Source organism: Citrobacter sp. RHBSTW-01013 (genome assembly GCF_013781985.1).
Lineage (GTDB): Bacteria > Pseudomonadota > Gammaproteobacteria > Enterobacterales > Enterobacteriaceae > Citrobacter > Citrobacter braakii.
In genome coordinates this window covers 2,813,328-2,835,114 of record NZ_CP056185.1, presented here as the reverse complement: position 1 = coordinate 2,835,114, position 21,787 = coordinate 2,813,328, and the positions used below count along the sequence as shown (strand labels likewise).

Genomic DNA, 21,787 nt, shown 5'->3' with positions numbered 1-21,787 from the left:
AAGGAAAAAAGTTAATGGCAATTACCAGACGTGATTTTCTCAACGGCGTCGCGGTGACTATTGCGGCGGGGCTTACCCCGCTGGAATGGGTCAGGGCGGCAGGAAAGGGAAACGCATTTATAGATGGAAATTATTATCCGCCAGGGCTGACGGGGCTGCGGGGTAATCATCCTGGATCGTTTGAAATGGCGCATGCAGTAGGCCGCGAGCATAAACATTTTGATTTAAACGCTCTGCCCGTTGAGGAAGAGTACGATCTGGTGATTGTGGGCGGCGGTATTAGCGGGCTGGCTGCCGGTTGTTTCTGGCGCCAGCTTGCCGGGCAAAATAGCCGGATCCTGATCCTCGATAACCATGACGATTTTGGCGGACACGCCAAACGTAACGAATTTACGAGCTCAGGTAAGAAATTACTCGGCTATGGCGGTAGCGAAGCATTCCAGTCGCCCGCGCACAATTTCAGCCCTGAGGTGCAAAAACTGATGGAAACCGTGGGCGTCAGTGTCACGCGGTTAAAAGAGAGTTTTGACGTAAACTTCTACCCCGACTGGCAGCTCAGTCGCGGTGTTTTCTTCGACAAAAAGAATTTTGGCGAGACAAAAATCGTCAGCGGCGATCCGGGGCGCGCGGTATCTGATGATATCCCGCCGAACAGGCTCAATGGCCGTAAAATTGAAGACTTTATCAATGATTTTCCGCTAAGTGAGCACGACCGAAAGGCGTTGATCGACCTGCACGTCCATCCTGGCGACTATCTTCCGGGCATGACGGTCGATGAGAAAATGGAATGGCTGGATACCCACAGCTACAGTGAATTTTTGGCCACAAAAGTTGGTTTGAGCAAAATGGCGCTGCTCTATTTTCAGCAGCGTTCTAATGACTTCTTTGCCATCGGCATTGAAGGCATTTCCTGTAGCGATGCCAGGGCGTGCGCATTACCCGGCATGGAGGCGCTGGGACTACCGCCGTTGGACGGCGAGTCGCTGGCCGACCTCGAAGAGCCGTATGTTTACCATTTCCCTGACGGTAACGCCGGGCTGGCCCGACTGTTAGTCAGGTATATGCTGCCGAATGCGCTACCGGGTAACACGATGGAAGACTCTGTCCTTGCCAGACTGCATTACGAAAAGCTGGATCTGCCGGAAAACACCACGCGCCTGCGTCTGAACAGCACGGTGATTAATGCGGCCAACACAAAGGATGGCGTGGTGGTGACCTATCTGCGTGACGGCAAAATGCATCGCGTGCGCGGTAAAAACACCATCATGGCGGGCTATAACATGATGATCCCGTATCTGGTGCCTGAGATGCCGGAACAGCAGCAGGCGGATCTCAAACTGAACGTGAAGGCACCGCTGGTGTACACCAACGTGGTGGTCAAAAACTGGCAGGCGTTCAAACAGCTTGGCGTGCATGAATTTTACTCTCCGGCGGCACCATACAGCCGGATTAAGCTCGACTATCCGGTCAGCATCGGCGGGTATCAACACCCGGCCTCACCGGACGATCCGATGGTCATTCACATGGTCTATGTGCCTACTTATCCAGGCAGTAATCTGTCGGCCAGAGAGCAATTCCGTCTGGGGCGAGCGTATTTACTGGGGACCACATTTGCGACGCATGAGGAGATGATTCGCTCCCAGTTGCAGGAAATGTTTGGCTCAACGGGCTTTGATAATCAACGCGATATCTCCGCCATTACGGTTAACCGCTGGGCGCATGGCTATGCGTATTACGCCAACGCGTTGTTCGATGATATGGATAAAATGCCAGAAATTATCGAGCGGGCGCGTCAGCCAGTTGGTCGCATTGCCATCGCTAATTCCGATTCTGACTGGGGGGCTTATGCCCATACGGCCATCGACCAGGCATGGCGTGCGGTTAATGAACTCAAGGATATGGGGTGATCTATGCGTAACGTAACCGTTCTTGCCGCCTGTTTGTTTACCGCCTCTGTGAGTGCAGCGGAATCTAATGGCGAATATATCGCCCGTATCTCTGACTGTGTGGCCTGTCATACCACCGAAGGGGGGGCGGCGATGGCGGGTGGCAAAAAGTTTCCTACTCCGGTAGGGGATATTTATTCGACCAACATTACCCCAGACAAAACCCAGGGTATTGGTAATTACTCATACGAGGATTTTGACAAGGCCGTACGTCAGGGAATTGCCAAAGATGGTCATCCGCTCTATCCGGCCATGCCTTATCCCTCTTACGCGAAACTTTCTGATGACGATGTACAGGCGTTGTATCGCTATTTTATGCATGATGTCACCCCCTCTGCGCAGCCCAATAAAGAGAATGCCATTCCGTGGCTACTCTCCGCCCGCTGGCCGCTGCATATCTGGAACTGGCTGTTTACCGACGCGCCAGCGACGACTGTAGAGCGTGCGAAAACGGATGACAACGCTGCGTTAGTAAAACGGGGCGCTTATCTGGTGGAAGGTCCCGGGCACTGCGGTTCTTGCCATACCCCGAGAGGCATGGCGATGAACGAAAAAGCGTATACCAATGCTGATGCCGAGTACCTGAGCGGCGCGATGATCGACGGCTGGTATGCGCCTTCGCTGCGCGGCACGGGAATGTCTGAGCAGGAATTAAAATCGCTGTTGCTGACCGGTAAAAGCAAGCATGCCGCGGTTTCAGGTTCGATGGCTGAAGTCGTTACGCAGAGTACACAGTACCTGACCGATGACGATGCCACGGCGATCGCGCAATATCTGCTGAGCCTGAAAAGCGAGAAGCCTGAAACGGTGCGCGCAGCGGCAACTACGGTGTCCTGGTCGAATTCACCCGAGGCGGGCAAAGTGACCTATAACCGCTACTGCTCCACCTGTCACGGTCTGGAGGGGAAAGGTACGGATGATAACGTCCCTTCTTTGATCAACAATCCGTTGGTGATGGTTGATGACCCGACGCCGCTATTCAGAGTGATTTCCCACGGCGCAGAAACACCGACAACGCGTGGTAGCGTCTCCTTTAAGATGCCGGCTTACGGTGGCATGTTAAGCGACAATGAAATGCGCGACGTGATTAATTACGTGCGTAAAAGTTGGGGAGAAGGGAATGGCGAAGTAAGCCAGGAGGACCTGGCAGGGATTAAAAAAGCGTCACATTAAACAGCATGTCGGATGGACAAGGTGCTTGCAGCGCCATCCGGCAGTGCTTAAACGGCGTTTACTCTGATAATACCCACCAGTCGGGTAAACGCCGCCGCCATTTCATGCTCTTCGATACTGGCAAATCCCAGCAGCAGGCCGCTGCGTTTCTCTTCATTCACGTAGTAGCGAGACAGCGGGCGCACCAGCAGCCCTTGCGCATTTGCCTGTTGGGCAATGACAACGTCATCGCTCCCGACGGGCAACTGTAGAATCATATGCAGCCCGGCGTTGCTGCTGAAGGAGCCAAGATACTGCTCGCCCAACTGGCGGCTGATAAGCTCCACCAAGGTTTGGCGGCGACGACTGTACAACTGGCGCATTTTACGAATGTGCGCCGCGTAGTAACCCTCGCGGATAAACTCCGCCAGCGCTGCCTGAATCAGCAAATGTCCACCACGATAGAGGTCGTTATGAACCTTCTTCAGCGGCGCGGCGAGCGGTTTGGGCAGCACCACATACCCGAGCCGCAGTGCGGGATAGAGTGTTTTACTGAATGTCCCGATATAGATGACCGGCGTCTCTTCTTCCAGTCCCTGCAATGATGGAATTGGCTGGCCGGAAAAGCGAAACTCGCTGTCGTAGTCATCTTCCACTATCCAGCTTCGCGTTTCACGTGCGCGAAAGAGAAGTGCCCGACGGCGGTTGAGGCTCATTACCGAACCGAGCGGATATTGATGTGACGGCGTCACAAAAATCAGCTTTGGCGCGGATTCGCCAGCCTCCGGCGGCACCATACCTTGTTCATCAACCGGGATCGCCGAAAAGTTAACCGCATTGATGCGCAGAATATTTTTGATTCCCCAGTAGCCCGGCTCCTCAATCCAGGCGTTATCCCCCGGGTTGCATAGCGTCCGGGTCACCAGATCCAGCGCCTGGTGAATACCTTCAGTAATCAGTATTTGCTCCGGTGAACACCGCACCCCGCGTGCGGTGCGCAGATAGTCTGCCAGCGCTTCTTTCAGTTCAGTCACGCCGCCTGCGGCATCGTACGTGAGAAACTCCGGGCGCAAGCGCCTCGCCAGCCGATCCTGAATTTTTTTGAGCACCCGGTGAGGAAAATGCTCCACATCAGGTACGCCTGGAATAAATGCGCCCCATTGACGAGGGCTGGCGCTGGCATGGCCCAGCAGCTCAAGGCAGCGGGCAGATAAGCGGGTGTGATCCTCCAGTGTGGCGGCAACGGGCTCTTTGTGGGGACGCAGGTCGAGATTGTCCAGCACGCTGTCGGTGACAAATGTGCCGCTGCTGGTGCGCGCGGAAATATAACCTTCGGCCTGCAATTGCTCGTAAACCCGCAGGACGGTATTGCGCGATAGCGTCAGTTCGCCTGCCAGGTCACGCGACGGAGGCATTCGGGTAGCCGGTTTCAGGCTACCTTCGAGGATGCAACTGCAGATGGCGGCATACAGGCGACGATGCAGCTTTTCATCGGTCTGCTGGCTAAATGCCTGCTTGATCACATCTCCGGCAAGTGAACGCATTTGGATCCTTAAAATAAAACGATTTGGCTCTCGATTAAAGTACCAGATGGCGTCTAAATTTAAAGGGTAATTCAACCTAAATGTATTAATGGACAAGGTGTAGAGAATGAACAATAAAAACCTGCAACAACGTCGTCTGGATGCCACCCCGCGTGGCGTGGGTGTAATGTGTGATTTTTATGCCCAGTCAGCAGAAAACAGCACAATTACCGATATCGAAGGCAATCAGTACATTGATTTTGCCGCCGGGATTGCCGTGCTGAACACCGGACACCGTCATCCTCGCCTGGTGCAGGCAGTCGAAGCGCAACTGCAGGCTTTTACCCATACGGCTTATCAGATTGTCCCGTACGAAAGCTATGTGTCTTTGGCGGAGAAAATCAACGCCGTTGCGCCAATCGACGGCAAGCGCAAAACCACATTCTTCACCACCGGGGCTGAAGCGGTCGAAAATGCGGTGAAAATTGCGCGCGCACATACCGGCCGTCCTGGCGTTATTGCTTTTGGCGGCGGTTTTCATGGACGTACCTACATGACAATGGCGTTAACTGGCAAGGTGGCGCCGTATAAAAAAGGGTTCGGCCCGTTCCCTGGCTCGGTTTACCACGCACCGTATCCTTGCGAGTTGCAGGGGATTTCTACGGCGGACTCCATCAAAGCGATTGAACGCCTGTTTAAAGCCGATATCGATCCCACCCAGGTCGCGGCGATCATTTTCGAGCCCGTCCAGGGTGAAGGGGGCTTCGTGGTGGCGCCGCCGGAGTTTGTGGCTGCCATCCGCCGTATTTGCGACGAGCATGGCATCGTGATGATCGCCGATGAGGTGCAAAGCGGGTTTGCCCGTACAGGCCAGTTATTTGCGATGGACCACTACGCTGACAAAGCTGACCTGATGACTATGGCAAAAAGCCTTGCAGGCGGCATGCCGCTGTCTGGCGTCGTGGGCAAAGCTGAAATTATGGATGCGCCTGCGCCGGGTGGTCTGGGCGGAACCTACGCCGGAAACCCGCTGTCAATTGCGGCAGCTCATGCGGTGCTGGATATTATTCGTGATGAACAGCTGTGCCAGCGTGCGGCAGCTCTCGGCGAACAACTGCGCGCCACACTGACTGACGCGCAAACCGGGTGTCCTGAACTGGCCGAAGTGCGCGGCTTAGGCTCTATGATCGCCGCTGAATTCTGTGATGCAGCGACGGGAGAACCCAACGCAGTCGCCGCACAACGTGTGCAGAAGAAAGCCCTTGAGCAAGGATTACTGCTGCTGACCTGTGGTCAGTATGGCAACGTTATTCGTTTCCTTTATCCGCTGACGATCCCGCAGGATCAGTTCGCCAAAGCGCTCGATATCATTAAAGCGGCAACCAAATAATCCGTTAGTCATAGTGTTACCCACAGCCGACGGTGGTCATCACCGTCGGCTTTTTTGTCGGCATAAATTGATCTTCCTCGTGTGTCGTGCGGTATTTATCGCGAATGGGTTGCCTGTTATATCGTTATATAATTTAATGCACATCGTTTTTACTCCGCTATCCAGATGGTATCCCATGTTAACTTTCCGCTCTTTTGTGCTGGTATGCGCCAGCATGTTGTTTGCGTTTTCTGCCCAGGCCGACCGTACGATCACCGACCAGCTTGGTCGTCAGGTCACGATTCCGGACCACGTCGACAAAGTGGTCGTGCTGCAACACCAGACGCTGAATATTCTGGTCCAGCTTAATGCTCAGCAGGACATTATTGGCGTGATGTCGAGCTGGAAAAAACAGCTCGGGCCTGAGTTTGCGCGCTTTATGCCGACAATTGCCACATTGCCGACGCCGGGCGATCTCACCAGCGTGAATATTGAAAGCCTACTGGCGATTCATCCACAGGTGGTTTTTGTCGCCAACTATGCGCCTGCGGAGATGATCCAGCAGATTCAGAACGCCGGTATTCCGGTCGTGGCAATCTCATTGCGCAAGGATGCAGCCGGGCAACAGAATAAAATGAACCCGACCATGGCCGATGAAGAGCAGGTCTACAACGAAGGGTTAAAGCAGGGGATTCGCCTGATTGCGGACGTCGTGGGGCGCAAACCGCAAGCTGAGACGTTAATCGACTACGTTTTTGCGGCGCGGGCAAAATTCAATGCGCCGGTCGCAAAAATCCCGGATGCGCAAAAAGTCCGTATTTATATGGCTAACCCCGACCTGATGACTTACGGTTCCGGGAAGTACACGGGACTCATGATGCAGCACGCGGGTGGGCTAAACGTGGCGGCTGCCAGTGTAAAAGGCGCCCGTCAGGTTGCGCTGGAACAGGTATTGGCGTGGAACCCGCAGGTAATTTTTGTTCAGGATCGCTACCCGCAGGTGGTAACGGAGATCCAAAACGATCCTAACTGGCAGGGGATTGATGCGGTGAAAAATCATCGCGTCTGGTTGATGCCTGAGTACGCCAAAGCCTGGGGCTATCCGATGCCTGAAGCGTTGGCGATTGGTGAGCTGTGGATGGCCAAAAAACTGTACCCGGACGCCTATAAAGACGTGGATGTTGATGCGCAGGCGCAAGACTACTATCAGCGTTTTTATCGTGTGAACTGGCAGCCTGATGCAGTTAAGTAAGTGCATTTTACTCCAGCAACCACTCTTAATCGCGACGGTCCTGTTGCTGGGCCTTGGTTCGTTGTGTCTCGGACAATATCCGCTGTCATTAAGCGAAGTCTTTTATCACCTGATGCACTATAGCGACGCTGAAGGGATTGCCGGTCAGGTTATCTGGACGGTCAGGCTACCGCGAATTCTGATGGCGCTGCTGGCGGGTGGTGCGTTGGGGTTATGTGGCGCGACGCTGCAAGGGGTATTTCATAATCCGCTGGTCGACCCGCATATTATTGGCGTGACGTCCGGGGCCGCTTTTGGCGGAACGCTGGCTATTCTGCTCGGCCTGTCGCCGTGGTTGATGATGGGTTCAACGTTTTTCTTCGGTCTGACGGCGCTGGTCCTGGTGTATGCCATTGCTGCGCTGCAGGGGCTGGAGAATACGCTGGTGCTGATCCTGTCGGGTATCATTTTGAGTGGTTTTTTTGCCGCGCTGGTGAGTCTGATTCAGTATCAGGCTGATACCGAAGAAACGTTACCCAATATCGTGTTCTGGCTGCTCGGCAGCTTTGCGACGGCTAACTGGCATAAAGTTCTACTGTTGGCGATTCCAGTCGGTATCGCTGCGACAGTTTTGTACCAGCTACGCTGGCGGATAAACCTGTTATCACTCAATGATAAAGATGCCCGATCGCTAGGCGTCGCAGTGGTTCCTCTGCGACGCAGCGTTTTGCTGTGCTGCGCTTTTTTAGTCGCCGCTCAGGTAGCGGTCAGCGGCAGTATCGCCTGGGTTGGGTTGGTTATTCCGCATCTGGCGCGTTTGCTGGTGGGGGTTGATCATCGTCGTCTACTGCCGTGCGCCTTCTGGATGGGAGGCGGTTTTATGATTGTGGTGGATGATATTGCCCGTACCCTGATGCACGCGGAGATACCGCTTGGGATCATCACCGCATTATTCGGCGCGCCGCTGTTTGCTTTTTTACTCATCCGCTCCAGCCGCCGGGGGACATCATGAAACCTGCCGCATTGCGTGTAAATACGCTTACCTATGGATATCGCACGCCGCTATTTGAGCCGCTTACATTCAGTTGTCAGAAAGGTGAGATCTGGGCTGTGCTGGGACGTAACGGTCTGGGTAAAAGTACGCTGCTCGATACGCTAACCGGCACGCTGCCAGCTTTGGACGGTAGCATTGAAATTGACGGCGGGATCGGGATTGTGGCGCAGCATTGCCACCTGCCATTTCCTTATACGGTGAGCGACGTGGTGCTGATGGGGCGGGCACAGCACGTGAAGCTTTTTGCGCAACCCAGCCAGCAGGATCAACAAAGAGCGACCCAGGCGCTGGAGCAATTGAATATTGCCCAGCTTGCTTCCCACTCGTTTAGCTCACTTTCCGGGGGTCAACAGCAACTGGTGATGATAGCCCGGGCGCTGGTGACGGAGTGTCAAACGCTGCTGCTTGATGAGCCGTGCTCCGCGCTGGATCTCGCCAATCAGCAGGTGGTGCTTCAGCTCATCAGCGATCTGGCCCATCTACAGGGATGCAGCATTCTTTTTTCGACCCACGATCCGCTGCATGCGTTACAAATAGCCACCCATACTTTGCTGCTGCTCCCTGAAGGAAAATGGCGGGCAGGGCCAACGGACAGTATTGTGACGGAAGAGAATCTGTTCCTGGCCTATGGCTTACCGCTGCGAAAACTCAGTGTAGAGAACCACCCGACGCCGTTTATCGCACCGCTGTTTACTATTCGTCGTTAAGAGGTAAGAACCCGGCGGCGGTAAGAAACGCCTGACCGCCGTTGGAGAGCATGAATTTAACCAGCGCCATCACCTCGTTGGATGCGTCGAGCACCGCCAGTTGGTATTCGCAGCGAATATTGTGCTCATCAGGGATAGCTACATAATGCACGTCGGGTTGGGCGCGCAGCGTATTCGCGTAATGCGCGTAGCCGATAAACAGATCGGCCAGTCCCTGGCGAAGGATCCAGGCGCTCGCCAGTTCTCCAGACGGTATTTTCACCGTATCACGTCCACCAACCAGCGGGATGGCGCGCGCCCTAAGCTGTTGTCCGAGTCCTGGCTCCAGTACATCCATATTGTCGAAAAATGCCCAGGTATAGTCTCCGGAAGGGTCGCAGCCGGGCGTGGATGTACCTATTCGTAGCGTTGGGTCGCGGAGCAAATCCAGCCAGGCGCCGTTTCGGTTGCTGACCAGACTCAGTTGATTCCAGCTAAAGGTCTGCGTGAGGACAGCTTTTTGCAAAGCCAGCAGGCGTTGCGGGTGCTCCCGATTGGCTGAGGCAAAGAGCGCACACGGTTCACCGGCTTCAATACGCTCGCGTAATAAACCGGCCGGACCATATTCCACCTTCACGTCTATTCCACTATGGCGCGAGAACTGGCTTATTAAAGGGGCAAATGCCAGGCGTAAACTGCCCGCGGCAAACAGAAGAATGGAAGAGGGCATGGTATCCGATCTCTGGCGAAAAAGGGTTTGCGAAGAGGATAAATGATACGCGCTGAGCATAGCGTTTAGAAGGCTTTGGCGCATCGCTTTGTGCCAGCATCATACGGAGTAATGATTAAGCTTAAGGTTACGAACAGGAGGCAATAAAAAGAAATTATGAGGTGTAGCGAAGGGAAATAGCACCAAATCATAGAAATAATTTGGTGCGTCCGAGTGGACTCGAACCACCGACCCCCACCATGTCAAGGTGGTGCTCTAACCAACTGAGCTACGGACGCAAGATGGTGCGTTCAATTGGACTCGAACCAACGACCCCCACCATGTCAAGGTGGTGCTCTAACCAACTGAGCTATGAACGCAACGTTGTAGGTGACAACGGGGACGAATATTAGCGGCACAGACCGAATGAGGCAAGAGGGAAATAGCATTTTTCTTCCTGAACTCACGCGATTGCAGAGTAATTAAGCAAGTTGATTATATTTTGTTGATTTTGCAGCGTGTTTTTTATTCAGACAGTGCGCTGGGGCATAATGGGGACGGTTTGAATGACAGGTGCGCTCAGACTTTAAGCGCAGCAAGGATCGCGGTTTCTATTTTCTCAGGGGTAGTGAACGGCGCAAAACGCTTGAGCGGTTTGCCGTCACGCCCGATCAGGAACTTAGTGAAATTCCACTTGATACGCCCACCCAGCACGCCGGGTAATTCGTTTTTCAGGTAACGAAACACCGGATGCGTAGCCGCACCGTTGACTTCCACTTTCTCAAATATCGGGAAGCTCACACCGTAGTTGATGTGACAGGTTTGCGAGATTTCGTCGGCCCCGCCGGGCTCCTGATTACCGAACTGGTTGCAGGGGAAACCAAGCACCACCAGACCCTGCGCGGCGTACTTCTTGTAAAGCGCTTCGAGGCCTGCATATTGCGGCGTGAAGCCACAATGGCTGGCAGTATTGACCACCAGAACCAGTTTGCCAGCATAGTCGGCCATAGAGACGGGCTCACCATGCAGACGGGTGGCTGTAAGTTGATAAAAGGTGATCATGCCGGAATCCTCAAATAAGATCGCATTACTCATTTTATTATGGTCGCAACTGTCTGATTAATAAACTGACCGTTAAAGTGATGCCGATTTATTATTTTGTCGGGTTATCGCTAATTTTTTAAACGCGTCACCCCAGCAGCATCGTTAGGTGACGACTAAAAATGGGGGACGTGACGTTGTGGGCGATTGTCACTGCGACAAACACGTGACAGATATAAAAAAATCCACGCCTGGCGTGGATTTAGAGAGAGTGTGAGAGCAGGGGATTAACGTTCGTGCTTTGCCATTAGCAGTGCCAGGTCGACGAGGCGATTAGAGAATCCCCATTCGTTGTCGTACCACGCCAGAATTTTGACCATATTGCCGCCAATCACCAGCGTTGACAGGCCGTCGATGATGGATGAGCGCGGGTCACCCTGATAGTCGCTTGAGACAAGCGGTTCATCGCTGTAACCGAGGATCCCTTTCAGTGGCCCTGTCGCGGCGGCGTCACGAAACGCATTATTGACCTCCTCTGCTGTAACATCCCGCTCAAGCGTTACGGTCAGGTCGACAATGGACACCACCGGAACCGGTACGCGCAGCGAGTAACCGGTTAAGCGACCATCCAGCTCCGGGATGACTTTGCCAAGCGCCTTCGCGGCACCGCTGGAGTAGGGCACAATCGACAATGCAGCGGCGCGGGCACCACGAAGATCTTTTTCCGGCTGGTCGTGCAGCGCCTGGCTGTTGGTATAGGCGTGGGTGGTATTCATCAAACCATGCTTAATGCCGAAATGTTGGTGCAAAACCTGTGCGGCAGGTGCCAGACCGTTAGTGGTGCAGCTACCGTTGCTGACGACAAAGTGTTTATCCGCAGAGTAGAGGTGATCGTTAACGCCCATCACGATGGTTAAATCATCGTTCTTACCAGGGGCGGAGATAATCACTCGTTTTGCGCCACCGCTGTGGATATGCACCGCCGCCTTGTCACGTTCAGTGAAGAAGCCGGTTGCTTCAATGACAATATCGACTTCACGCTGACGCCATGGGATGTTGGCTGGGTCGCGTTCGCTGAACACGGTAATGGATTTACCGTTAACCACCAACTGCCCCTCACCGGCGGTGACGTCGGCGTCGAGTTTACCGAGCAGCGAGTCGTATTTCAGCAGATGCGCCAGCGTTTTACTGTCTGTCAGATCGTTGATTGCCACGATCTGGATCTCCGGGTTACCCAGTGCAGCACGCAGTACGTTACGTCCGATACGGCCAAAACCGTTAATACCGACCTTTACCATGATGAACTCCTTATCTGTTGTCTCTGGAGTAAATTTAGGCCGGTCACGAGTTGGCGTAAATGACAAAAAAGGATCATTTTACGCCATTTTACGACAATGAAAGCGTTGGCGATATTCACCAGGCGTCAGGTGAAGCTGTTTTTCAAACAGCCGTCGCAGGTTAATGCTGCTGCCAAATCCTGTTTGTTCGGCGATACGCTCCAGTGTCTCGTTGGTCTGCTCCAGACGCTGTCGGGCAGCGGCCAGACGGGCTTCGGCCACGTAGCGTGCCGGTGATACGCCCGTTTCTCGGGTAAACACGCGGGTGAAATTACGTGGGCTCATGGCGACTTTTTCCGCCAGTTTATCCACACTCAGATCGGCGGTGAGGTTCTCAAGCAGCCAGGCGAGCAGACCGTTAATCGGGCCCAGGGTACTGGTCTGCTGAAGGTTGTAGCGGCTAAACTGGAGTTGTCCCCCGGGACGGCGCAGGTACATGACGAAATCCTGAGCGACGTCGCGCGCCAGACTGAAGCCGTAATCCTCTTCAACTAACGCTAACGTCAGGTCAAAGCCGGAACTGTCGCCACCTGATGTCCAGATATGTTCGTCCTGGATATAGAGCGGACCGCTTTCGACGCGCACCTTAGGGAATTCTGCCTGCATGGTTTCCAGTAGCTTCCAGTGGGTGGTGGCTCGTCTGCCGTCCAGCAGCCCGGTTTCTGCCAGCAGCATCGCGCCGCCGCAAATAGATGCAATGCGGCGGGCGTGGGGAGCAGCCAAGCGTAGCCAGTCAACCACCGCAATCCCTTCCTGCGGGTTTTGACCTCTGCCAGTGATGATGACGGTATCGAGAGGTTCGCGAGGATCTATCTCATGCAGGCGGTGATCTGCCAGTAAATTTAGGCCGGACTGACCATGGATCACCTGATGCGGTTGCGTTGTCGCTAACTGAACCTGGTAACACGTCTCCGTAGCGCCTTTGGGATGCAGGCGATTGGCCTGCATCAGAATGTCGGCAATACCGGCGGACTCAAACAGCATACCGCCATCGGGAACAATAATGAGTATCTTCTTCATGTCCTGAAAAGTAATCTTTTTACACAATAAGTCAATGTTACATACTCAAATGGAAAAAGTCTTACCCGTGGCACAGCGACATTACCGCCACTGGTCGATGGTTTGATGTTGACTCAACGGCGTTGCCTGGGCATCTCCCTTGATTAAGAATAGCGTTGCATTGACCCATTAAACTCACCGCGAGGAGCTGACGCTCCGCTGCACCAAAAATGGTATTGTTCTACAAGTCACTCTCCTGACGAGGTCTTATGAAAATCAGAAGGTTTAGTAATGGAGATGAAATTTCGTTATTCAGCGTCTTTTTATCTTCTGTACATACCCTCGCATCACACTACTACACACAGGAACAAATAGATGCGTGGGCCCCAACGGATATCGACCCGGAACAATGGGCCAATCATATGAAGGAATTACGCCCCTTTGTTGTTGAAGTGGATGGTGAAATAGCTGGATATGCAGATCTTCAGCCAAATGGGTACATTGACCATTTCTTTGTCTCGGGAACCTACCCGAGACAGGGAGTAGGGACACTATTGATGAATCGCATTCATGAAGAAGCCAGACAACGTGGAATTGGCGAACTGACTTCAAATGTCAGTAAGGCTGCGGAGGCGTTCTTTCTACGACACGGCTTTCATGTTGTGGAACGTGGGTTTCCTGCCTGTCGCGGAGTGACATTACAAAATGCACTGATGCGGAAATATTTGGTGAAAAAATAGAAGATAACTGGGCTAAAGGTCCGCGATCAGCGAGGGCGGACACTCGGCTCTCTGCCGTATGCCATGACAGAGAGCACGCCAGAAATGAATGGATAGTTCTAGTTTGCTTTGCTGTTTTGACGGGATGTGACAATCGTCATTGCTGCCGCCGCCAGAAGTAAGAAACCACTCAAGCCAAAAGTACTGCGCCATCCCAGAGTGTCGAATACCAACCCACCTGCCGTTGAACCCAGGGCAATTGATAGCTGGATCACCGCAACCATTAAGCCACCACCCGCCTCTGCATCTTCGGGTAGTGCCCGCGCTATCCATGTCCACCATCCCGTTGGCGCAGCCGTTGCTAGTAGTCCCCACAGGCTGAGCAATACGGCAACAGCCCAGATGCTGTGTCCAACCAGTAGTAACGCCCCGGCAGTTGCTGCCATAAGCAGGGGGATCATGATTAAAGTCTGATAAAAACTTGTGTTCAGGAATATTGATACGGCCAGTGTGCCGACAAAACCAGCCACGCCTATTGCGAGCAAAATCAGAGAGAGACCAGAAGGGCCTACGCGGGTTACGGTCTCAAGAAAGGGGCGCACGTAGGTAAATAAGGCAAATTGCCCCATGAAGAAGAATCCGCAGGCCAGAAGTCCCGCAGGGACAATGGTGATGCGGAACAGACGATGCATAGATCTCTGGGATTTTTGTTTTTTATCGCTTTCCATCGATGGCAGGCTGACCCACTGCCAGATGAATGCGGCTATAGCCAGGGGAACGAGGCATAAAAAAGCCCCTCGCCAGCCCACGGTCGTCCCCAGATAGCTGCCAAGCGGTGCCGCTACAACGGTAGCCAGCGCGTTCCCACCGTTAAAAATCGCCAGTGCGCGGGGAACCTGATGCTGCGGAACGAGCCGAATGGCGGTTGCAGCAGACATGGACCAGAATCCACCAATGACCACCCCAAGCAGGACCCTCCCCAGCATATAAACCGGGTAGCTGGGTGCCAGGGCGACGACTATCCCCGATATGGCCATTAAAACCGTCAGCCCCTGCAGGAGATGTTTTCGGTTCAGATCTCCGGCAATATGGGAGATAGTCAGGCTGGTAATGACCGCCAGCGCGCCAGAGATTGCAATTCCCTGGCCAGCCAGCCCTTCGGTAATGTGTAAATCACTGGCAATAAGCGTAAGCAGGCTGACCGGCATAAACTCGGAAGCGATCAGCACAAACACGCACAGCGTCATGGCAAACACGCCCCCCCAATGCGCATGCTTTTTTACGTAATGCGGTTTTAGTCTTACTGTGGACATTATCAGATCTCTTAATATCGAATCGGCCTGGTTCAGGCGCAGTCCGGACAGACGTCATTCAGGAAATAACGTCAAAACATGGATGAAAATGATCTGCAGGCGATTTACAGCCGCCTGCAAATATCAGGCGGCTTGGGACGGTTATCTTAGGTTGGTATTGAAAAACTGCTCAAATTTAGCAAACGGAATCTTACCCGCAACGTTGTCGTACAGATCAACATGATTTGCCCCCGGCACAATCACCAGCTCTTTCTCATTGCTGCCGATCGTCCTAAACGCATCTTCAGCAAAATAGCGTGAATGGGCTTTTTCGCCGGTCACGATAAGCGTGGGGATAGTGACTTCATTGGCGTAACTCAGCAGCGGCATATTCATAAATGACAGCGGCATCGTCGCATTCCAGGCCCCGGTTGAGTTGACCGAACGCGCATGGAAACCACGCGGCATGCGATAATAATCAAAGAATTCTTTCAGAACCGGATTGGGATTTGCGGGTAACGTTTCTGGCAGAATACGTTTCGACGTACTGACGTTCCCCTTTTCATCAACATAAATGTCATGCCCGCCGGGCGCGAAAGCTCCGTTCTTCGCATCTTCCCAGCGCAGTGCGTTCAGATACTGTAATACGGCGCGACGATCCGCAGTGGTATAACGGTCTTTACCATCACCTACGCCATGCCCCATCGCACGGCTCATGTCATACATCACGCTGGTCGCCACTGCTTTCACGCGGGTATCCATCGCGGCGTCGTTTAAGGCCATCCCGCCCCATCCGCAGATACCCAGTAATCCGATACGATTTCGATCAACCTCATTTTGCAGGCCAAGGAAATCAACAGCCGCGCTGAAATCCTCGGTGTTGATATCCGGAGAGGCAACGTTACGCGGATAGCCACCGCTTTCCCCCGTATATGAAGGGTCAAAAGCCAGGGTAACAAATCCCTGCTCAGCCAACGTCTGCGCATACAGACCGCTGGACTGCTCTTTCACCGCGCCGAAAGGCCCACTGATGGCAATGGCCGCCAGTTTGCGCTCGCCGCGATCCTTTGGAATGTAGAGATCACCGACCAGGGTGATCCCGAAGCGGTTCTGAAAGGTCACTTTACGGTGATTGATTTTCGTACTTTTAGCGAAGGTTTTATCCCATGTCTCGACCAGTGAAACTGGCGCGTTCGGATTGGTTGTATTGGCATAACTCATCGTTGTAACTCCACTTAATGATGCGCAGAGCAGCATGGCTGGTATCGCGGCTGTCAGTTTTTTGGTGAAGGCAGTCATCAAAATCCCCTCATAAAACGTGATAGATACAGGTTTCATACGGACAACACTGCTGTGCTTTGTTGCAATGCGAGCATTATAGTGAGCAGTAATAGTGCTTATTAGAGGGATAAAATTGCTAGAATTAATACCGTATTGTTCTAAATGGTGATGCGATAGCGAGGGAAACGTGATGGCGAAACGGGAAAACTATAATGATTTATACCTGTTCATGCAGGTGGTGCGGGAAGGGAGTTTTACCGCTGCGGCGCAACGACTCGGCCTGGCACAATCAGGTATAAGCCGTTCCGTACGCGAACTTGAAGAAAGACTGGGCGTTCAGCTTCTGGCTCGCACTACGCGTAGGCTATCGCTCACCCATGCCGGCGAACAACTCTACCGGACTATTGAGTCAGGATTCGACGCTTTAGATATGGGGCTTGCCACGCTGGCCCATTATCGCCAGTCCCCGTCAGGTACGGTACGGATTAATGCCAGTCAGCACGTTATTGATAAACTGCTCCTGCCAAAGCTTGCGGTGTTTAAGCAACGCTATCCTGACATCCGGCTGGAACTCATTAGCGAAAGTCGGTTTGTCGATATTATTGCGGAAAGATTCGATGCCGGTGTACGTCTCGGACCGGAAGTTGGCGGTGGCATGATAGCGGTCCGTATTTCCCCCGACATGGAGATGGCCATTGTTGGTACGCCAGAACACTTTCGCCGCTATGGCTTTCCACAAGTCCCGGCAGATTTGGCGGTTCATCCCTGCATCGCTTATCAATTTGGCGATGGAAGCCTCTATACATGGGAGCTTCAACAGGATGGTAAAAAAATAACTCATCAGCCGCAGGGACAATGGGCTTTTGCTGACAGTTATATGGAAGCCAAAGCAGCCAGACTGGGGCTGGGGCTGGCTTATGTTCCGGAAGAACTGGTGTCCGATGATTTAGAAGAGGGTTCGCTCATCAGAGTTTTACAACGCTACAGTCAACGCCTGGAAGGCTCATTTCTCTATTATCCGCACCGCAATGTGTCTCCCGCTCTGCGAGCAGTTATCGATACACTGAGAATTTATGAATGAAGGCGAGGCTGCACACGTGTCAGGGTAACTGATCTGAGCGAGGAGCGGGCCTTATATACACATCCCCATTAACTTGAGTATGCTCCTCTGTGAATTTGTTTCGAAAATGATGTCGCTGATGTGCTTCATTCCCTGCTTTTTATAGAATTTTTGAGCACGTTCATTTTGTTCAAGAACCTCCAGCCATAAATATTTTTTCCCCTGACTTCGGGCAAGATCTATGACTTTATTAAACATTAGTTGACCGTAATGCTGATTCGTTTTGGTTGGGGCAAGGTAGAGTTTATTAAGTAAAACACCGCTGATGTCTGTATTCGGGACAGTTGCTTGCCATGTCAGCTTCACAAAACCAATCGGCTGCTCGATTTCAACTATATACCAGCTAATGTTTTTATCATTAATACTCTGCTCAATAACAGGAAGTGAATATTCACCCTCCAAATAATTATCAAATTCTGATTCTGACTTCCACATATGCTTAAAGTGCGCAGAATAGAAGCGGTAGCCAAGCTCATTTAGTAATCCCGAATCGGCTAATGTTGCTTGTCGTATGATTAAAGACATGGGATAGGCCCTTACTTTATGAGAGAAAAATGATCTTAAATTTGTAATATATACGGCCTGTTAAGTCTATATGTCCGTTGTGACTGTCTTACCCTCAAACTTTGAATACGCAATCTAAGGTCTGAAGTTGGTGGAGCTCGACCATTAAGTTATTTTTTATCGATGTTAGCTTCTGACTCGAAGCAGACAGGCCAACTGATTGCCTGGTCTGCTTTGAGCGCAAATGAAAAGACATCTTCCGAACTTGCGGCTGTTCATTCAGGATTTTACAAACAAGCTCATTATTCCCACTGCCAGGGCGCTATAGAAAAGCAACTGATACAGATTCGTCGGCACTTCTGTCCATTTTCTAAGGATGCCCAGCGCGACCACGACCAGCGCAGCCGGGTAAATGGCGCACAGCACGGGAACCGCCATTGCGGTGAGGGAATTCAGTCCCAGCACGGCAAGTGCTGCTGACACCATCAGGGAGAGCGTCACCAGCAGCCCATAAGACGCACCGGTCGTCTGGTTGAAATAGCGCGCCGTTCCGGTCGTCAGACCAATGGCCGTGACCAGACAGGCGAGGGTAATGATCGCCGCCAACAACACCCGGCCATAAACGCCAAAAACAGTCTCGACATAGGCGCTCATCACCTGCATACCGTTCGTTGCGCCCCGCACCGGGCTGTGGGACCCCATCGACAGATAGCAGATATAAATCACGGCCAGACCTGCAGCGGCAATAAAGGCTGCTGCGGTGGAATGGGTGAAGATGCCCCGCGGATGGTGGATCCCGCGCTGCTTAAGCGTGTGGGTGATAATGGCGCCAAAGCACAGCGCACTGATTACATCCAGGGTCTGATAACCGTTGACGAACCCTGTATCGAACGCGCGAGTTTGATACGCGGTTGTGGCGGTCGTGAGCTCACCAATCGGATGTAACCAGGCACACACGCCGATAAAAATCAGGGCACTAATTTTAATGGGCGAAAGGAAGAAACCGACGATTTCCAGCAGTTTTCCGGGTTTAGCCAGCGTCGCGCCAGCAAGGCCAAAGAACGCGGCGGAAAATATAATCTTCTGCATCAGGGAACTAGCTGCGCCATCGGTGATGACCTCGTAGCTAATCGTCGCGGTGCGTGGCGTACCAAATAAAACCCCCAGCGTTAAAAAGCAAATGCTAATAAAAATCAGGCTCGGCCATTTGCCTAAGGGTTTCGTTAATTCCGCGATATCACCGCCATTAATGGCAAGGGAAATAATCGCCAGCGCCGGGAACAGAACCGCTGTGATGATAAAGCCAAAGCCTGCATTAAAGGCGTTTGCGCCCGCCTGCATGCCGACCAGAGGCGGGAATATAATATTGCCTGCGCCCAAAAAAAGCGCAAGTGTCATCCCGCCAAGAGCCATTGTCTCTGGCAATGAAAGTCTGGTGTTTGCTGTCATTATTAACTCTTATTTTATATAAACATCATGCTTTGGAAGGCGTGGTCATTATCTGCTCAGTCACCGTTCCGGTCATACATCGTTATTACAACTGGAATATTCCTTCGATGGTCATACGAGCGAAGCCATGCAATTCCACGCGCCCGTCATCCCGAACTACACAGCGCAACGCCCCTTTACGCTTCCCGCCTTGTTGAGCGGTCAGGACATTTTTACCCGTACGCGCCGCCCAGAACGGGGCGAGGAAAGTGTGTGCCGACCCGGTGACTGGATCTTCGTTGACGCCGACCTGCGGGCCGAACCAACGGGACACAAAATCAAACTGGTTATCAGCGGCGGTCACGATCACGCCGCGGGTGTCGAATACCGCCAGCTTGTTGAAGTCAGGATTAAGCCCGTCGATGATGGTTTTGTCATCGACCAGTACAATCAGATCGTCCGATTTCCACACCCCGATAACACCGTCGGTAATGCCGAGGGCTGCCAGCAGCCCATCAGGAGTATCAATCTTTATGGCCGATTTAGCCGGGAAGTCCATGCAGAGTTCGTCCCCGTTCTTACTCACCGTCAACAGGCCGCTGCGGGTGTGGAAGCTGATAGTTTCTTGTTGGTAGCCAAGCTTGTTGAACAGCACCCAGGATGCAGCGAGAGTGGCATGACCGCACAAATCCACTTCAACCGCAGGCGTACACCAGCGCAGTTGATAACCCTCCTCGAACGGCACAAAAAACGCGGTTTCAGAAAGATTATTCTCCGTGGCGATGGCTTGCAGAACAGCGTCAGGCAGCCACGCAGTTAACGGACAAACGCCCGCCGGGTTGCCGCCAAAAGGTTGAGAGGTGAAAGCATCAACCTGATAAAAAGGAATTACTGTGGTGTCAGACTTTGTCATTTAATTTATCCAGATAGTTGTAAACGGTGTATCGGGTGACGCCCAGCGCTTTAGCAACATGATTAACGCTGCCTTTAATCTTGAAAAAGCCCTGAGCATGTATTTCAGAAATAACCCGTTTTCTGAAATCAATTTTATTTTCTGAACCCGTGGGTCTGAATTTCGAAATAACGTCATCCAGAGATTTATCCTGAATATCACCTAGCGGATTTTCCGGCGTTTCAGCCGCGGCGGCCGGATGGAGTAAATAGTCCAGGTCGCGTTTGAGTTTTGATACCACATCCATATCGACGTTAATGCAAAAAGCCACTAACGGCACGCCGTCCTTGCTGTAATAAATCGTCGATGCGCTATTCAACGTGGTGCCAGAGAGAGTGGTGGTGGTATATCCACTGAATACCTGACTGGGAACACGCTGCGAAGCATCCAGTAAACCTAAGAATCCCGTGTCATTTTCCGGGCCGGACAACAGCGCATCACCGGCTTTCCTGCCGCTGACGTGTCCATTAATGATGTTTATCACGGACGATTCGGGGCGGGTAAGGTCATGCAGAACCGCTTCTGTGTTTAAGGGAAGCGTGGTTCTCAATGCCTCAAGCGAAGCCGTCAAAATAGTGATTAAACGTTCACGTTCGTCTTTCATTTTGCTCTCTCCATCAGACAACGGCCTGGACTTCTATTTCGACGTCTAAATCAAATGCAAGGTGGCTGGTGACGACGCTCCTTGCGGGGAAACCTTCCGGGAAGAACGCGCTGTAAGCAACATTGAATTCGCTAAAGTGCTCCATGCTGCTTAACCAAACCTGGACTTTCACTATGTGGTTCAGCGTCGTATGCGCCCGCGCCAGAGTTTCCCGGATGGCGTGCATGATATGCCGGGTCTGCTGGGTGACAGATCCATACAACGGTTCACCTTCGGGGCTCATGGCGACATGGCCTGAAAGAAAAACAAACCCGTTCACCTGCACGGCGTCTGAAAAGGGAAAAGGTTTGGTCGAGGGGTAGCGTACGATAGACATGTGTCAGATTTGCCCTAAAGAAAGTGTAGTAGCACGGTAGCATGACTTTATTTTAAATTAAACAAAATTATTATTTTAAACATTTGTTGATTTTGTGGCTTTCATGCCTCTCCACTAACAGAGCATCGACAGATACTTTGTTGACGGGATGGGACATGCTCTGAACCGCGTTTAAGTTCTGTAAGGACAAGCTCGTCTGTTTCTGGTACTGATCGGATAAGCTAACTGAGCGAATGTCCGTTTTGGGCGGGGAGCGGAAGTTAGTCTCGTAAGCACAAAAGCAGTCTGTCGGAAGCTCTATAAAAGTGAATGATTCGTTTTGCAGGGATACTTACACCGCCAGTTAGTTTGAAAATGGTGCAATTTCTCAACACAGGGTTTACCCAGATGGCTATGTCACCACCTCCTATTTTTGAAGGCAACGACTATTACAGCGTCTCTGAAGAATTTTTTAGCAAATTACC

General features: G+C 52.4%; 20 protein-coding genes and 2 tRNA genes. 8 read left to right on the top strand and 14 right to left on the bottom strand.

Annotated features, from left to right (window positions below):
• Window positions 1-14 precede the first annotated feature (14 nt).
• Together HV350_RS13715 and HV350_RS13710 are read left to right on the top strand one after the other, a co-directional pair.
• The gene (locus tag HV350_RS13715) at window positions 15-1,907 is read left to right on the top strand and encodes an NAD(P)/FAD-dependent oxidoreductase (protein ID WP_181628714.1); all 1,893 of its coding nucleotides are present in this window, start codon (window positions 15-17) and stop codon (window positions 1,905-1,907) included.
• A gap of 3 nt (window positions 1,908-1,910) precedes the next feature.
• On the top strand, window positions 1,911-3,119 hold the full coding sequence (locus tag HV350_RS13710; protein WP_181628713.1) for a cytochrome c: 1,209 nt from the start codon (window positions 1,911-1,913) through the stop codon (window positions 3,117-3,119).
• Between the two features lie 47 nt (window positions 3,120-3,166).
• On the opposite strand, the gene HV350_RS13705 is transcribed toward HV350_RS13710, so the two are convergent.
• Window positions 3,167-4,642, bottom strand: a complete 1,476-nt coding sequence (locus HV350_RS13705) for a PLP-dependent aminotransferase family protein (RefSeq protein ID WP_046274905.1) — start codon at window positions 4,640-4,642, stop codon at window positions 3,167-3,169.
• A 106-nt stretch (window positions 4,643-4,748) separates the two neighbouring features.
• Here HV350_RS13705 and puuE point away from each other — a divergent pair, with 106 nt between their 5' ends.
• The 4 genes from puuE (at window position 4,749) to HV350_RS13685 (ending at window position 8,982) form a co-directional block, all read left to right on the top strand.
• A complete protein-coding gene (gene puuE, locus HV350_RS13700; RefSeq protein ID WP_181628711.1) occupies window positions 4,749-6,011 on the top strand; it encodes a 4-aminobutyrate transaminase in 1,263 nt (420 codons plus the stop codon).
• A gap of 175 nt (window positions 6,012-6,186) precedes the next feature.
• Window positions 6,187-7,242, top strand: a complete 1,056-nt coding sequence (locus HV350_RS13695) for an ABC transporter substrate-binding protein (protein ID WP_131350623.1) — start codon at window positions 6,187-6,189, stop codon at window positions 7,240-7,242.
• Window positions 7,229-8,233, top strand: a complete 1,005-nt coding sequence (locus tag HV350_RS13690; RefSeq protein WP_181628710.1) for an iron ABC transporter permease — start codon at window positions 7,229-7,231, stop codon at window positions 8,231-8,233. Before HV350_RS13695 ends, HV350_RS13690 begins: the two co-directional genes overlap by 14 nt.
• Window positions 8,230-8,982: an ABC transporter ATP-binding protein gene (locus tag HV350_RS13685; protein WP_131405875.1), complete on the top strand. Its 753-nt coding sequence runs from the start codon at window positions 8,230-8,232 to the stop codon at window positions 8,980-8,982. Before HV350_RS13690 ends, HV350_RS13685 begins: the two co-directional genes overlap by 4 nt.
• Here HV350_RS13685 and HV350_RS13680 read toward each other — a convergent pair.
• The 6 genes from HV350_RS13680 to HV350_RS13655 all read right to left on the bottom strand — a co-directional run bounded on the left by HV350_RS13680 (window position 8,969) and on the right by HV350_RS13655 (window position 13,068).
• Window positions 8,969-9,691, bottom strand: a complete 723-nt coding sequence (locus HV350_RS13680) for a substrate-binding domain-containing protein (protein WP_047417743.1) — start codon at window positions 9,689-9,691, stop codon at window positions 8,969-8,971. The genes HV350_RS13685 and HV350_RS13680 overlap by 14 nt on opposite strands.
• A gap of 201 nt (window positions 9,692-9,892) precedes the next feature.
• Window positions 9,893-9,969, bottom strand: a tRNA-Val gene (locus HV350_RS13675).
• 4 nt (window positions 9,970-9,973) lie between these two features.
• Window positions 9,974-10,050 (bottom strand) — tRNA-Val (locus tag HV350_RS13670).
• Between the two features lie 199 nt (window positions 10,051-10,249).
• Window positions 10,250-10,732 carry a glutathione peroxidase gene (locus tag HV350_RS13665; protein WP_016152944.1) on the bottom strand — a complete coding sequence of 161 codons (483 nt, stop codon included), beginning with the start codon at window positions 10,730-10,732 and terminating at the stop codon, window positions 10,250-10,252.
• Between the two features lie 266 nt (window positions 10,733-10,998).
• The gene (gene gap, locus HV350_RS13660; RefSeq protein ID WP_046274911.1) at window positions 10,999-12,009 is read right to left on the bottom strand and encodes a type I glyceraldehyde-3-phosphate dehydrogenase; all 1,011 of its coding nucleotides are present in this window, start codon (window positions 12,007-12,009) and stop codon (window positions 10,999-11,001) included.
• A 78-nt stretch (window positions 12,010-12,087) separates the two neighbouring features.
• Window positions 12,088-13,068 (bottom strand): helix-turn-helix domain-containing protein, encoded by a 981-nt coding sequence (locus HV350_RS13655; protein ID WP_181628708.1) that lies wholly within the window; start codon window positions 13,066-13,068, stop codon window positions 12,088-12,090.
• A 248-nt stretch (window positions 13,069-13,316) separates the two neighbouring features.
• Here HV350_RS13655 and HV350_RS13650 point away from each other — a divergent pair, with 248 nt between their 5' ends.
• Complete coding sequence (locus tag HV350_RS13650) at window positions 13,317-13,787, top strand: GNAT family N-acetyltransferase (RefSeq protein WP_046274913.1); 471 nt, start codon at window positions 13,317-13,319, stop codon at window positions 13,785-13,787.
• 98 nt (window positions 13,788-13,885) lie between these two features.
• Here HV350_RS13650 and HV350_RS13645 read toward each other — a convergent pair whose 3' ends face one another.
• Both HV350_RS13645 and HV350_RS13640 read right to left on the bottom strand, forming a co-directional pair.
• Window positions 13,886-15,079, bottom strand: a complete 1,194-nt coding sequence (locus tag HV350_RS13645) for an MFS transporter (protein WP_181628707.1) — start codon at window positions 15,077-15,079, stop codon at window positions 13,886-13,888.
• Between the two features lie 141 nt (window positions 15,080-15,220).
• Window positions 15,221-16,357 (bottom strand): alpha/beta hydrolase, encoded by a 1,137-nt coding sequence (locus HV350_RS13640; protein WP_181628706.1) that lies wholly within the window; start codon window positions 16,355-16,357, stop codon window positions 15,221-15,223.
• Between the two features lie 172 nt (window positions 16,358-16,529).
• On the opposite strand from HV350_RS13640, the gene HV350_RS13635 reads away from it, so the two are divergent.
• A complete protein-coding gene (locus HV350_RS13635; RefSeq protein ID WP_181628704.1) occupies window positions 16,530-17,420 on the top strand; it encodes a LysR family transcriptional regulator in 891 nt (296 codons plus the stop codon).
• A gap of 51 nt (window positions 17,421-17,471) precedes the next feature.
• On the opposite strand, the gene HV350_RS13630 is transcribed toward HV350_RS13635, so the two are convergent.
• The 5 genes from HV350_RS13630 to HV350_RS13610 all read right to left on the bottom strand — a co-directional run bounded on the left by HV350_RS13630 (window position 17,472) and on the right by HV350_RS13610 (window position 21,323).
• Window positions 17,472-17,984, bottom strand: coding sequence for a GNAT family N-acetyltransferase (locus HV350_RS13630; RefSeq protein ID WP_181628702.1), 513 nt, complete (start codon window positions 17,982-17,984; stop codon window positions 17,472-17,474).
• A gap of 258 nt (window positions 17,985-18,242) precedes the next feature.
• Entirely contained in the window at window positions 18,243-19,412 is a 1,170-nt protein-coding gene (gene brnQ, locus HV350_RS13625) for a branched-chain amino acid transport system II carrier protein (protein WP_181628700.1), read from the bottom strand.
• Between the two features lie 85 nt (window positions 19,413-19,497).
• On the bottom strand, window positions 19,498-20,304 hold the full coding sequence (locus HV350_RS13620; protein ID WP_047358845.1) for a PhzF family phenazine biosynthesis protein: 807 nt from the start codon (window positions 20,302-20,304) through the stop codon (window positions 19,498-19,500).
• Window positions 20,291-20,947 (bottom strand): PAS domain-containing protein, encoded by a 657-nt coding sequence (locus HV350_RS13615; RefSeq protein ID WP_046274916.1) that lies wholly within the window; start codon window positions 20,945-20,947, stop codon window positions 20,291-20,293. The genes HV350_RS13620 and HV350_RS13615 overlap by 14 nt, the downstream gene beginning before the upstream one ends.
• A gap of 13 nt (window positions 20,948-20,960) precedes the next feature.
• A complete protein-coding gene (locus HV350_RS13610) occupies window positions 20,961-21,323 on the bottom strand; it encodes a RidA family protein (protein WP_046274917.1) in 363 nt (120 codons plus the stop codon).
• Window positions 21,324-21,787 lie beyond the last annotated feature (464 nt).

What these genes read in the sequence shown, in the direction of transcription:
- HV350_RS13715 (WP_181628714.1), top strand. Translation starts at nt 15, where the DNA reads ATGGCAATTACCAGACGTGATTTTCTCAACGGCGTCGCGGTGACTATT.
- HV350_RS13710 (WP_181628713.1), top strand. Translation starts at nt 1,911, where the DNA reads ATGCGTAACGTAACCGTTCTTGCCGCCTGTTTGTTTACCGCCTCTGTG.
- HV350_RS13705 (WP_046274905.1), bottom strand. Translation starts at nt 4,642, where the DNA reads ATGCGTTCACTTGCCGGAGATGTGATCAAGCAGGCATTTAGCCAGCAG.
- puuE (WP_181628711.1), top strand. Translation starts at nt 4,749, where the DNA reads ATGAACAATAAAAACCTGCAACAACGTCGTCTGGATGCCACCCCGCGT.
- HV350_RS13695 (WP_131350623.1), top strand. Translation starts at nt 6,187, where the DNA reads ATGTTAACTTTCCGCTCTTTTGTGCTGGTATGCGCCAGCATGTTGTTT.
- HV350_RS13690 (WP_181628710.1), top strand. Translation starts at nt 7,229, where the DNA reads ATGCAGTTAAGTAAGTGCATTTTACTCCAGCAACCACTCTTAATCGCG.
- HV350_RS13685 (WP_131405875.1), top strand. Translation starts at nt 8,230, where the DNA reads ATGAAACCTGCCGCATTGCGTGTAAATACGCTTACCTATGGATATCGC.
- HV350_RS13680 (WP_047417743.1), bottom strand. Translation starts at nt 9,691, where the DNA reads ATGCCCTCTTCCATTCTTCTGTTTGCCGCGGGCAGTTTACGCCTGGCA.
- HV350_RS13665 (WP_016152944.1), bottom strand. Translation starts at nt 10,732, where the DNA reads ATGATCACCTTTTATCAACTTACAGCCACCCGTCTGCATGGTGAGCCC.
- gap (WP_046274911.1), bottom strand. Translation starts at nt 12,009, where the DNA reads ATGGTAAAGGTCGGTATTAACGGTTTTGGCCGTATCGGACGTAACGTA.
- HV350_RS13655 (WP_181628708.1), bottom strand. Translation starts at nt 13,068, where the DNA reads ATGAAGAAGATACTCATTATTGTTCCCGATGGCGGTATGCTGTTTGAG.
- HV350_RS13650 (WP_046274913.1), top strand. Translation starts at nt 13,317, where the DNA reads ATGAAAATCAGAAGGTTTAGTAATGGAGATGAAATTTCGTTATTCAGC.
- HV350_RS13645 (WP_181628707.1), bottom strand. Translation starts at nt 15,079, where the DNA reads ATGTCCACAGTAAGACTAAAACCGCATTACGTAAAAAAGCATGCGCAT.
- HV350_RS13640 (WP_181628706.1), bottom strand. Translation starts at nt 16,357, where the DNA reads ATGACTGCCTTCACCAAAAAACTGACAGCCGCGATACCAGCCATGCTG.
- HV350_RS13635 (WP_181628704.1), top strand. Translation starts at nt 16,530, where the DNA reads ATGGCGAAACGGGAAAACTATAATGATTTATACCTGTTCATGCAGGTG.
- HV350_RS13630 (WP_181628702.1), bottom strand. Translation starts at nt 17,984, where the DNA reads ATGTCTTTAATCATACGACAAGCAACATTAGCCGATTCGGGATTACTA.
- brnQ (WP_181628700.1), bottom strand. Translation starts at nt 19,412, where the DNA reads ATGACAGCAAACACCAGACTTTCATTGCCAGAGACAATGGCTCTTGGC.
- HV350_RS13620 (WP_047358845.1), bottom strand. Translation starts at nt 20,304, where the DNA reads ATGACAAAGTCTGACACCACAGTAATTCCTTTTTATCAGGTTGATGCT.
- HV350_RS13615 (WP_046274916.1), bottom strand. Translation starts at nt 20,947, where the DNA reads ATGAAAGACGAACGTGAACGTTTAATCACTATTTTGACGGCTTCGCTT.
- HV350_RS13610 (WP_046274917.1), bottom strand. Translation starts at nt 21,323, where the DNA reads ATGTCTATCGTACGCTACCCCTCGACCAAACCTTTTCCCTTTTCAGAC.